Source organism: Aeromonas sp. HMWF015, from assembly GCF_963878965.1.
Lineage (GTDB): Bacteria > Pseudomonadota > Gammaproteobacteria > Enterobacterales > Aeromonadaceae > Aeromonas > Aeromonas veronii.
In genome coordinates this window covers 1-11,927 of the sequence record NZ_CAWNZT010000099.1, presented here as the reverse complement: position 1 = coordinate 11,927, position 11,927 = coordinate 1, and the positions used below count along the sequence as shown (strand labels likewise).

The following is an 11,927-nucleotide window of genomic DNA, read 5'->3' as shown; positions in this document are numbered from 1 at the left end:
TCAATCTGTTTTAACATGAGGCTTGGGGTAAACTAGCGAGTAAGTAAAGCCGAAGTTTGACATAGATTGGATCATGAACACACCCCAACTGAATCGCCAGATCATTCTGGATACTGAAACCACAGGTATGAATACGGCGGGCGGCCCTGTCTATCTGGGGCACCGCATTATCGAAATCGGCTGTGTGGAGGTGATCAACCGCAAGCTGACCGGTAACCACTATCACGTCTATATCAAGCCTGATCGTCTGGTCGACCCGGAAGCGATCCAGGTGCACGGTATCACCGACGAGTTTCTGCGTGACAAACCGTCGTTCAGCCAGATTGCCGATGAATTCCTCGAGTTCATCCGCGGCGCCGAGCTGATCGCCCACAACGCACCGTTTGACGTGAGCTTCATGGACTACGAGTTCAGCAAGCTCGGACTCAACTTCAAGACGGCGGATATCTGCACCATCACAGATACCCTGGCGATGGCGCGTGATCTCTTCCCCGGCAAGCGCAACAACCTGGATGTGCTGTGCGATCGTTACGGTATCGACAACTCCCACCGTACCCTGCACGGGGCTTTGCTCGATGCGGAGATCCTGGCGGACGTCTACCTGCTGATGACCGGCGGCCAGACCAAACTCAATCTGGCCACCGAAAGCAACGAAAACGAAAGCAATCAGGACACCAGTATTCGCCGGTTAGAGAGCAACCGACCCGCCCTCAAGGTGGTGCGTGCCAGCACCGAGGTTCAGGCCCTGCACGAGGCGAGACTGGATCTGGTACAGAAGAAGGGAGGAAGTTGTCTGTGGCGGCAATGAGCAAGTGGTGTGCCGGTCTGCTGCTGTTGCTCTCGCTGGGGGCGGCGGCGACCGAGGTATTTGCCCCTTCCGATATTCCGCTGCTGGATAACCGCTTTCGCATCGATTACGGCGTGAAGGAGATCACCTTCATTATCAAGCGCAAGCCGGGCACCCCGTCCGTGATCCTGGTTCGCCCCGATGGCAGCAAGCTTTACGTGGGCAAGGTCAAACCCGCAGATGTGGGTTGGCTGGCGCTGCCGGAGCATGATCTCATTACCCTGCGCAATCCCATGCCGGGCCCCTGGCAGGCGATTGGCGAGGTGGATCCCGACAACCGGGTGCGCATTCTCTCCGATATCCGGCTCGATATCGCTGCCCTGCCGATGCAGCTCTATCAGGGGGAGGTGGTCAAGCTCAAGGCGTGGTTGCTGATCAATGGTAAGCCGCCGAAAGATAAATACTATCTCTCTGATCTTGGCATGACCGTCAAGCTGCAATCGTTCAGCGATGCCGATAAGAAAGAGGTCGTGCTGGATCAAGTACTTGGCCACTATCGCGATGATGGCAAGGGGCTAGATGAGGTGCCAGGCGATGGCATCATGACGGCGGAAGTGACGCTGCAGGATATTCCCGGTGGCAAGTACCGCGCAATGTTCAGCACGGGCAATCAGGTGTTTGTCCGTGCCCGTTATCAGGATGTGCTGCTTTACCCCTATCCGTTCAGCTATAACTTGTCGCCGCCTTCGGATGAGCTGGGTGCCAAGCTCTCACTGCTAATCGACCGTGATGAGCTGGATCCCGCTTCCGTGGTGGTCAAGGGGAGTGTGACCAGCAATGTGGGCGGCCTCTACGAGTTCAGCGAGACCGCCAGTGACCCCAAGCTTGATATCGATCTCTCCAACATCAAGGAGGTCGGTCAGCATGAGGTGAAAGCAACTCTCTATGGCACCACTCGCCTCGGCCGTGAGCTGAAAATCGAGTTGCCGGTGAAAACCTTTAATGTCTTCCCGCCACCGCCGCCTCCTGTAGAGGTGGTGTCGGCCGCTGCACCGGCCTCCAGTGCCGAGGCGACCCATGAAGCTCCGGCAGAGGAGGAAATGGGCTGGCTGATCTGGGCATTGGCGGGTGGTGGTGTGCTGCTGGCAGTATTGGGTGGGGTCGGGTTTGTTGTGATACAAAAACGGCGTGCCCTGAAGCGTGCTCTGGCCGCTGCGCAGGCCGAGAATCAGCAAGCCGGACAACCTGCCGCCAAGCTGGATCTCAATCTGCCAGAGCAGTAACCCTCGTACTTCTCGCTCTGAAGTGGCGTGATGCCAGATATAGAAAACCGCCCTGATAAGCAGGGCGGTTTTTTTTAGTTCATAAACAGAACAAGCTGGCTATCAGTGTTCGCCGATATAGACATCCTTGTTCTGCTCGCGGATCTCGAGGAACTTGTCCAGATTGGCCATCATCAGCTCGACCAGCTGGGGGTCGAAATGCTGCCCCTTCTCCTCTTCAATCAGGGCCAGCACCTTGTCCAGCGGCCACGCCTTCTTGTAGCAGCGATCCGAACCCAGGGCATCGAACACGTCAGCCAGCGCCACAATTCGCCCCTCCAGCGGAATATCGGCCCCCTTCAAACCGCGGGGATAGCCACTGCCATTCCACTTCTCATGGTGATTACCAGCGATGGTGGCACCAATCTGAAACAGCGCCAGATCGCTGCCGGAGAGCATATCCTGCCCGAGCTGGGCGTGGGTTTTCATGATCTCCCACTCTTCCGGTGTCAGCTTGCCCGGCTTGTGCAAGATGGCATCGGGAATACCCACCTTGCCAATGTCATGGAGCGGCGAGGCACGTTTCACCAGCTCGCTCTGCTCTTCGCTCATGCCCATCAGGTGGCAGAACTGTTCGGTATAGAGCGCGACCCGCTTGACGTGCAGCCCTGACTCTTTGGAACGGGTTTCGACCAGTTCGCCGATGCGATAGATGATCTCCCGCTGGTTGTCGGCGATCACCTCATTGAGCCGGATATTCTCCAGCGCCACTATGATGTTTTCGGTAAACAGGGTCAGCAGACTGGTATCGATCTGGCTGAGCTGGCGGGTGGTCTCGATGTGGAACAGCAGGTGGTGGCGCGGATTCTGGCAGTAGAGCACCATCTGAGTGGCGTTATAGACGTTGCTGCGCTTGCTCATGGCCTGGCGCAGGATCTCAGGCGCGTCCGTGAGGAGCATGGCGGGATGGCCGGGGAGCAGAGGCTCCAATACTTGATCCTTCACCTCATAGGCGTATTGCTTGACGTCGTATATCTGGGTTTCCCCCAGATGGAGCAGGGCGCTGAGCTGCTCCTGGGCGCCTTCGACAAACTGGCGCAAGGCCCGTTTCTCAAAGATCCCCTTGGAGGCTTCGATGACTTTTTCCAGCCCCTGGCGGTTACTCTCCAGGGTGCGGATATCCCGATAGGATCGCAGGCTGGCCCGCAGCAGGGTGCGCAGCTTCTGGGAGGTGAGCTCGGTTTTATCCTTGTAGTCGTTGATGTCGTAGTTGGTGACCACGTCATCTTCCGGCGCCTGGCCGGGTTGGCCGGTACGCAACACTATGCGTACCATCTTGTTTTGCAAGTCTTCACGGACGTATTTGACGACATCGAGGCCAGCGTGGTCGACCTCCATCACCACGTCCAGCAGCAACAGGGCAACGTCCGAGGTGGTGGCCAGCAACTCTTTGGCCTGCGCCGCGGAATAGGCATGCAGAAAATCGATGGGGCGATTGTCAAACTCGAATTTGTTCAAGGTGATTTTGGTGATGCGATGCACTTCAGGCTCATCGTCAACAATCATCACCTTCCAGCCAGCTTGCTGTGCGTCGGGGAGGGAGAGATCGTCATCATCAATAATCAGGATCTGGTCATCCATCATACAATCCTGTTTGGCATCCTGTGCTTACATTAACTGCTTCACTAAGGATAGGAAACTTATTGGGAAATAAAATTTGATCTCGAAAAACTATGGTCGAAATAAGCAAATGGAACCCTTTGTAACTGTGGCTTTGTCCGGCTGCTTTCTTTGCCCAATCATGGAGCTAGCGTGCATAAAGCCTATGTCTGGATTGGGGTGTGGGCGCCAGTGGTTGGGGATGTTTGAATCCAGCTTGTAGCTATTAGACGAGAAGTAATCTTATTTGATAGTAATTCCTATTTGCGTGTAGCATGGGCGACACACTCAACGAGGAGCCCCATCGTGTCCCCATCTCTGCCTCCCAATCGCCCCCGTCTGCTGACTGTCAAAGCCATTACCCAGATCACCCCCCATTTGCGTCGCATCACCTTTGGTGGCAGCGAACTGGCTGACTATCCCTTTACCTGCGGTGGGGCCCATATCAAGGTGATGTTGGCCCAGCCCCATCAGTTAGAGCCGGTGCTGCCTGCCATGACCCCGAGCGGCCCGCGCTGGAGTGACCCGGCTGACAAGCCGGTGATCCGCACCTACACCATCCGCGCGTTTCGCCGTGATGAGCAGGAAATTGATATCGACTTCGTGCTGCACGGTGACGGCGGGCCCGCCAGCGCCTTTGCTACCCATGCCAAGCCGGGAGAGAAGGTGATCCTCTCCGGGCCGGGTGGTCCCAACCCCATGCTGCAACCGGCCGATCACTACTGTCTGGTAGGAGATCTCACCGCCTTGCCCGCCATCATGGCGATGTGTGAGGTGATGCCTGCCGAGGCCAGAGGGGAAATTGCGATTCTGGTGCCGGATCAGGCCGATGCTCAGCCGTTGACGCTGCCGGTCGGGGTGCGCTGTCACTGGTTTGTCGGCGAGCCCGAGCCCAGTGGCCTGCTGGAGCATGTGATTGCTCTGCCGCTGGTGCGCGATGGTGGCTTCTTCTGGCTGGGTGGGGAAGAGGCGCTGGTGCTGCCGCTGCGCCGCCATTTTCGGTCTGTGCTCGAGGTGGATCGCCAGTCGTTCTACGCCGTGCCGTACTGGCGCCGGGGCAAGAGTGAAGAGGCCTATCATCAGACCCGTCACGATGTGATGGATAATTAAGCGGACGCGAAAGAATACCCGATTCCCGCTTGCAAATAAAAATGATTTGCATTTAGTATTGCGCCGTCCCGATGTCAGTCGGTACGGCGCTTTTGTTATTGATGGCTGCGCGTGGCATAGCACAACGCAGGGCCTGCCGTAATGCACTGATGTTCGGGGTGATGGGGCATGGACGGCTGTTCATGTCAATGAACTCCATCACTTTGCACCGGGTCTGGCGAGGTCAGACAGGGATGTCGGTGGTGTTGGCCTTGGTTGTTTTATGTGGAGTGTTGATGATGCGTACATCATCCCGACGATTTGCAGTGCATCCGCTGGTGTTGTCCCTTTTTGCCCTGCCAGTTCTGGCCCAAGGGACTGCGCCTTCCGCCGCTCATGAAACTATGGTGGTGACGGCGAGTAAAACCCGGCACAGCGAGCTGACCGCCCCGGCCAGCGTCTCTGTGGTGACCCGGGCCGAGCTCGACAAGCTCAATGTCAATGATCTGACCGGCGCTCTGAAACAGTTGCCGGGGGTCAATATCAGCCCTGCTACCAGCTACGGCCGCAGCGAGATCAAGTTGCGCGGGCTGGAGGGGGATTACACCCTGTTGCTGGTCAATGGCCGGCGTATCAGCTCCCGCGATGCCCTTACCTCCGGTTATGGCAATGATTTCGATCTCTCCGCCATCCCGATGGCGGCCATCGAGCGTATCGAAGTGATCCGTGGCCCGATCTCCTCCCTCTACGGTGCAGATGCGCTGGGTGGGGTGGTCAACGTCATCTTGCGCCAACCCGGGGAGAAAACCGAAGCGGCGCCCACCTATACCTTCAGCGACCCCACCGACGGTCACGGCGGGGATATCAACAAGGCGAGCGCCTATGTGGGCGGGGCGCTGATCGACAACAAACTGCTGGCCAACCTGGTGGTGGAAGGGAACCACAGAGATGCCTGGCAGAGCGAGCAGAGCATCAACCCCAAGGCTGATGCCATCGAGCAGCGTGAAAAGCTGGGGATCCTCTCCAACGTCAAATGGCTGATCGACGATCGTCAGGATCTGGATGTGGGGATGAACTACGCCAAAGATGATCGGGAGGCCCACTGGAACAACTATGGCCAGACGCCGCGCAACATCCAGCAGATGGAGCGACTGGGGCTCAATGCCACTCACGTCGGCCGTTGGGAGCAGTTCGACAGCCGGGTCGGCTATGCCTTCGAGCAGGTTGACCTGTTTGACGACTCCGAACTGATGACGGCGCTGAGCAAGACCAGCGGCGATGTGAGCCAGACCAACCACACCTTCGATGGCCAGCTGAGCGGCAACTTGGGCAACCACCTGCTGACCAGCGGTGCCGAGTACCGTATCACCGAACTCAAGCATAACGTCAACCTCAAGGGGGGCGATGTCAGCGTCAACCAGAGCGCGCTCTATCTGCAGGATGAGTTTGGCTTTGGCGATCTGGCGTTGACCCTGAGTGGCCGGGTCGATCACCACGAGACCTATGGCACCGAGTTCAGCCCCCGTGGTTATGCCCTCTACAGCCTGACTGACAACTGGGTGGTCAAGGGCGGCATTGGCAAGGCGTTCAAGGCGCCGACCATTGCCCAGTCCAACCCCGATTATGCGGTAGCCGCCTGTCGCGGTCGCTGCGCCGTGGTGGGCAACCCGGATCTGAAGCCGGAAACCGCCGTCAGCTACGAGCTGGGCACCGCCTATGATGGTTCGTTCTGGGGCGCCGGGATTACCGCCTTCCACAACGATATCAAGGACAAGATCCAGAGTGAGGCATGGACCTCCACCTGGCGTCCGGCGGTGATGACCTATCAGAACGTCAGCAAGGCCCGCATCAAGGGGGTGGAGCTGAGCGGCTGGTTTGATATCACCGATGCCCTGACCCTCTCCAGCAACGTCACCCTGATCGACGGGGAGGACAAGACCAGCGGCAAGGATCTCTATCGGACGCCGGAGCATACGGCTAACGCCAAGCTGGAGTGGCAGGTCATCGAGAGCCTGAGTACCCAGCTCGGCTGGAACTACACCGGCAGCCAGATCCTTCCGGTTCCGCGCATGAGCGGCACCACCTATGAGACTACCGCCGGATTCCACACCCTGGATGTCGGGGCAGTCTGGAACGCTACCCGGGCACTGGATCTGAAGTTCGGACTCAACAACCTGACCAATACCAAGCGTGACTGGGTTGCCACCGAGGCCGATCAGATCCTCGACGGGCGCACTGTCTATGCCGGTGTGGCCTACAAGCTGTAATGGCTGAGCGGGAGCCCGCACTGGCGGGCTCCCGTTGTCGCCGCTGTATCACCCCGGGTGACGGCTTTTATTTCAACCACATGGCATTGCAATCATAAGGAGTTAAAGGGTGTTTAGAGACCAGACCTCGCTGTTCTGGCTGGGATTGTTCCTCCTGTTCATACTGCTTTCTCTTTCGCTCGCCATCGGTGCGGGCGTCTATGGTGCCCGCGAGGTGCTCGGCTACCTGATGGGGGATGCCCGCTGGGCTGGCGACGAGAAGCTCGCCATGGTGCTCAATACCTTGCGGATCCCGCGCACCCTCTGTGCCATGGTGGTCGGTGTCTCTTTATCTCTGGCAGCCTCCTTGTTGCAGAGCGCGACCCGCAACCCGCTGGCGGAACCCGGCCTGCTCGGGGTCAACGCCGGGGCCGTTTTTGCGCTGGTGGTGGGGCTCACCTGGTTCGGGGTGGAGTCCGCCTACGGCTATCTGCTCTGGGCCGGACTCGGCGCGCTGCTCGGCAACGTTATTGTGCTGGGGCTCGGCATGATGATTGGCCGCTCCAACCCGCTCAAACTCATTCTGGTCGGGGTGGCGCTCTCCGCCACCTTCGGCGGTCTCTCCAGCTTTCTGCTGCTCTCCAACAAGATGGTACTGGAGCAGTACCGCTTCTGGAACCTCGGCTCCCTGTCGGCGGCCAATCTCGATGCCATCATCGCCGTGCTGCCCTTCGTGCTGGCAGCGTTTGTCATCACCCTGCTGCTCTGTCGCCAGCTGACCCTGATGCAGATGGGGGACCGCCAGGCCCAGGCGCTGGGGATCCGCCCCAACCGGGTGCGGATTGGCGTGCTGCTGGCCGCCACCCTGTTTACCGCGAGTGCCATCGCCATCGCCGGCCCCATCGGTTTTGTCGGCTTTCTGGCCGCCTACTGTGGCCGCTTGGTGGAGCCGGTGAAGTTGTCGGTGCAGGTCTGTTTCTCCGCCCTGTTCGGCATGCTGTTTCTGCTGTTGGCCGATATTCTGGCGCGCTGGCTGATCCAGCCGTTCGAGCTGCCCAACGGGGTCATTCTGGCCCTGATCGGCGCGCCTGTGCTGATCGCCATCGTCCATCGCGGGGGCTTTCGTACCCTGCTGACCGTCAAGTGAGGGGCTGATGCGCACACCTACCGATATGCTCTGCCTGCGGGCCGGCAACCGCTCTGTGCTGATCCATCTGCCAAGCTGGCGCTGGCTGGCTCTGTTGGCCGTCGTGCTGCTGGCGCTGGGTCTGTTGGCCCTGAGTGTTGGCGGCGGCAAGCTCGGCTTTGCTGGCGTGGTCAACACCCTGCTGGGGGAGGGGACGCGGCTTGAGCAGCTCACCCTGTTCAAGATCCGGCTGCCGCGCATCCTTGGGGTGGTGGTGGCGGGTGCGGCCATGGGGCTCTCCGGCTGTCTGGTGCAAACTCTGGTTCGCAATCGGCTGGCCACCCCCGACATGGTGGGAGTCAACAACGGGGCCTCTCTGGCCATCATCATCTTCTCTCTCTACCTGACGGTGGGCAGCTGGCCATGGTGGGCGGCCCCCATCGGCGCCATCTTCGCGGCGCTGGTGCTCTATGCCCTCTGCCGCAAGCCGGGTGAGCAGGGCTATCTGTTCGTGGTGATCGGTATCGGCCTCTCCGAGCTGTTCGAGGCGCTCGGCCAATTTGTGATGTCCACTCAGGCCCTGTTGCACTTGAGCTCCCTCTATCTGTGGAACATGGGCAGCTTTATCGCCGTGGGTTACAGCACCATCACTCCCATCGCCATCCTGTTGCTGCTGCTCTGCCCCTGGATTGTCTATCTCTCCCGCTCGCTGGCGGTGCTGCGCTTTGGTCCCGAGATGGCCAGAGGGCTTGGTGTCAACGGCGATCGGGTGCAACTGGGCATTCTGGCGCAAGCCATTCTGGTGGCGGCGCTCGGCACCGCCATCGGCGGCCCCGTGGTCTTTATCGCCATGGCGGCCCCCATTCTTGCTTCCTGGCTGGTGAAAGATCGGGTAGTGCCGCTCTGGCTGGCGGCGCTCAGCGGCGCCCTGCTGCTGCTCGCCAGCGATACCCTGGTCCGGGTGCTGGCCAGCCCCCACGAGGTGGCGACCGGTATCATGACCCGCATTCTCGGCGGCCTGTTGCTGCTGTTTCTTCTTGTTAACGATCGCCAGAGGGCTGACTGATGACGCTCACCGTAAATCGCCTCCACTTCGCCTATCAGCAGACCCCCATTTTGCGGGACATCTCCTTCAGCGTGCCGAGGGGCAAGCTGGTGGGGATCGTCGGCCCCAACGGCTGCGGCAAATCGACCCTGCTCAAGCTGCTATCCGGCCAGATGAAAGCCCAAAACGGCGAGATCCTGCTCAAGGGCAAGCCGCTCGCCAGCTACCCCATGAAGGGGCTGGCGCGGGAGCTCGCCTACCTGCCCCAGCGGCCAACCCTGCCTGCCGGCATTCTGGTGGAGCAGCTGGTGCAGTATGGCCGCCACCCTCATCAGGGCTGGTTCAATCAGTGGGGCGAGGAGGATGCCCGCATGGTGCACAGCGCCTGCGAGCGGATGCAGCTTGAAAGCATCTGGCAGCAGAGCGCCGCGTCCCTCTCCGGCGGGCAGGCGCAGCGGGCCTGGCTTGCGATGATCCTGGCACAGGACAGCGACATGGTGCTGCTCGACGAGCCCACCAGTGCCCTCGATATCGGTCACCAGACCGAGGTGATGGAGGCGATCCATCGCATCACCGCCGAAGGCAAAACCGTGCTGCTGGTGATCCACGATCTGGCGATGGCGGCCCGCTACTGTGACGAGTTGATCGCCATCGGCGAGGGGACCATTGCCGCCATGGGCCCGTCCCGGGAGGTGGTGACCAAGGATCTAATCGACCGGCTCTACCAGACCAGTGTCGACATTTTGCATGCCCCCGGCGACGGGGCGCCCATTATCGTGCCCCGTCGTCACGAACATGGCCGCACCCTGCGTTCGGCGAGTTGAGTCATATGGGCCTGTTCTGTGGGCCCGCCGAGTATATTCACGCGGCCGATTATCCGGGCCGTGCAACGAGAAGGAGTGAGATGATGAAGCGTTTTGCCGCCCTGGCAGCAGCCATCCTGATGCTGGCCGCGCCGCTGGTTCAGGCGCAGGATATGCGTGAAGTGACCGATGCGTTTGGCCAGAAGGTGCAGGTGCCAGTCCAGCCAACGCGGGTGGTGGTGCTGAGCGAGCTCGAACTCGACAGCACCCTGACCCTGGGGCTGACCCCCATCGGCGCCGTCAATGGCCGTGGTCAACCCACCTTGCCTCGCTATTTGCTGAACAAGGCGGGCATGGGTATCCAGGTGATCGGTGATCTCGACAGCCCCAATCTGGAGTCGCTGATTGCGCTGGAGCCTGACCTTATCCTGACCGGCCAGACCCGTCCCGAGCTGCTGACCTTGCTGGGGGAGATCGCGCCGACCGTGGTGACCAGCAAGTGGGGTGAGCCGTGGCAGGATAGCTTCCGCCGCACCGCTCACACCCTTAACCGCGACCAGCAAGGGGATACTTTCTTGCTGCAGTATGCCGAGCGGCTGACTCAGGCTCGCAGCAAGCTGGCAAAGCATCAGGGGGAGAGCATCAGCATAGTGCGCTGGAACCCCAAGGGGCCGAGCTTTATGTATCAGGGCACCTTTGCCAGCAGCGTAGTGGAGTCGATGGGGCTGGTGCGCCCAAGCAAGCAGCAGGGTACCGGCGCGCCCCACTCGCCGGCGCTGAGTCTGGAGTCGCTCAATCTGCTGGATGCTGACTGGCTGGTGGTCGGCACTCTGAGTGCCAGCGGTGATGCGGTGGATGCCATGCGTCAGGCGGAGCAGACCCCGGCGTTCCAGCAGCTGCCGGTGATCAAGGCCAAGCGCTTTGGCGCCGTGGATGGGTCGCTTTGGACCTCCAGCGGCGGCCCGCAGGCGGCTCTCAAGGTGATCGAGGATGTGGAGCAGTTGCTGGCAAACCGCAGCTGAGTGCTATCGCGCGCCAGAGGTTGACGACATGAACAGGTTGATCAAAAGAAGAGGGAGGCTGATGCCTCCCTCTTGTGTTGTCACTGTCTATCGTGACCTTTTCGGCGAGCCAGAGCCGTTTATTGCGGCTGGATGGCTGTCACTGTGAGCTTGCCGCTCTGACTTTTGGCATGAAAGTGGATGGCATCCCCCACCTTGAGCCCTTTGAGCTGGGCCGGATCTGCCACTCGAAAGACCATGGTCATGGCGGGCATCTTGAGATTCTCGATCGCCTCGTGCTTGATGCCGACTTTGCCGCTCCCCTCATCGAGGCGGGTAATGACCCCCTTGGTCATCACCATTGCGGCCTGTTCGCTCATCTCATCCGTCTGACTCATATCGTGCCCTTCATGGTGCATCATCTCTTCGGCCTGCAGGTTGGTCTGGGTGGCAAGGCCAAGCAGCAATGTCAGGGTCAGCGTTTTGTAGTTCATGATGGTTTCCTCATCGTTCAGTCAATATGGATCGTGAAATCGGGTTATTCGGATTGCGGGTTCGCGCTCTTGCCAAGGCTGCGACTGCGCCACAGGTAGTAGGCTGCGGGCAGCACCAAGAGGGTCAGCACCAGTGCGCTCACCATGCCGCCGATCATGGGGGCGGCGATGCGCTGCATCACCTCGGAGCCGGTGCCGTGGCTCCACATGATGGGCAATAGGCCGGCGATAATGGTCACCACCGTCATCATCTTGGGACGCAGGCGCAGGGCGGCGCCGTGGATCACCGCCCGATGCAGCCCCGCCTTGTCCGGCTTGCCGCTGGCCACCAGGTCATCCCAGGCGTGGTTGAGGTAGACCAGCATCAAGACGCCGGTTTCCACCGCCACCCCCGCCAGAGCGATAAAGCCCACCC

At 60.1% G+C, this 11,927-nt stretch carries 11 protein-coding genes; 8 read left to right on the top strand and 3 right to left on the bottom strand.

What is annotated here, in order from left to right:
* Positions 1-73: 73 nt before the first annotated feature.
* Positions 74-808: a DNA polymerase III subunit epsilon gene (gene dnaQ / locus AACS18_RS04760; RefSeq protein ID WP_064336501.1), complete on the top strand. Its 735-nt coding sequence runs from the start codon at positions 74-76 to the stop codon at positions 806-808.
* Positions 805-2,070 carry a TIGR03503 family protein gene (locus AACS18_RS04755; protein WP_005353265.1) on the top strand — a complete coding sequence of 422 codons (1,266 nt, stop codon included), beginning with the start codon at positions 805-807 and terminating at the stop codon, positions 2,068-2,070. The genes dnaQ and AACS18_RS04755 overlap by 4 nt, the downstream gene beginning before the upstream one ends.
* A gap of 102 nt (positions 2,071-2,172) precedes the next feature.
* On the opposite strand, the gene AACS18_RS04750 is transcribed toward AACS18_RS04755, so the two are convergent.
* Complete coding sequence (locus AACS18_RS04750) at positions 2,173-3,690, bottom strand: HD domain-containing phosphohydrolase (protein WP_108613829.1); 1,518 nt, start codon at positions 3,688-3,690, stop codon at positions 2,173-2,175.
* A gap of 324 nt (positions 3,691-4,014) precedes the next feature.
* Here AACS18_RS04750 and AACS18_RS04745 point away from each other — a divergent pair, with 324 nt between their 5' ends.
* The 6 genes from AACS18_RS04745 (at position 4,015) to AACS18_RS04720 (ending at position 11,039) form a co-directional block, all read left to right on the top strand.
* Positions 4,015-4,818 (top strand): siderophore-interacting protein, encoded by an 804-nt coding sequence (locus tag AACS18_RS04745; RefSeq protein WP_108613828.1) that lies wholly within the window; start codon positions 4,015-4,017, stop codon positions 4,816-4,818.
* Positions 4,819-5,096: 278 nt separating this feature from the next.
* Positions 5,097-7,064: a TonB-dependent receptor domain-containing protein gene (locus tag AACS18_RS04740; protein ID WP_108613839.1), complete on the top strand. Its 1,968-nt coding sequence runs from the start codon at positions 5,097-5,099 to the stop codon at positions 7,062-7,064.
* Between the two features lie 109 nt (positions 7,065-7,173).
* Positions 7,174-8,190: a FecCD family ABC transporter permease gene (locus AACS18_RS04735; RefSeq protein ID WP_108613827.1), complete on the top strand. Its 1,017-nt coding sequence runs from the start codon at positions 7,174-7,176 to the stop codon at positions 8,188-8,190.
* 7 nt (positions 8,191-8,197) lie between these two features.
* Positions 8,198-9,235, top strand: coding sequence for a FecCD family ABC transporter permease (locus AACS18_RS04730; protein ID WP_108613826.1), 1,038 nt, complete (start codon positions 8,198-8,200; stop codon positions 9,233-9,235).
* Positions 9,235-10,038 (top strand): ABC transporter ATP-binding protein, encoded by an 804-nt coding sequence (locus tag AACS18_RS04725; RefSeq protein ID WP_108613825.1) that lies wholly within the window; start codon positions 9,235-9,237, stop codon positions 10,036-10,038. Before AACS18_RS04730 ends, AACS18_RS04725 begins: the two co-directional genes overlap by 1 nt.
* Before the next feature lie 83 nt (positions 10,039-10,121).
* Positions 10,122-11,039, top strand: coding sequence for an ABC transporter substrate-binding protein (locus AACS18_RS04720; protein ID WP_108613824.1), 918 nt, complete (start codon positions 10,122-10,124; stop codon positions 11,037-11,039).
* Between the two features lie 119 nt (positions 11,040-11,158).
* Here the strand turns inward: AACS18_RS04720 and AACS18_RS04715 are convergent, their stop codons facing one another.
* Positions 11,159-11,512: a copper-binding protein gene (locus AACS18_RS04715; RefSeq protein ID WP_108613823.1), complete on the bottom strand. Its 354-nt coding sequence runs from the start codon at positions 11,510-11,512 to the stop codon at positions 11,159-11,161.
* A 44-nt stretch (positions 11,513-11,556) separates the two neighbouring features.
* Positions 11,557-11,927, bottom strand: a 371-nt coding sequence (locus AACS18_RS04710; protein ID WP_146184853.1) for an efflux RND transporter permease subunit, incomplete at its 5' end; no start/stop codon positions are given.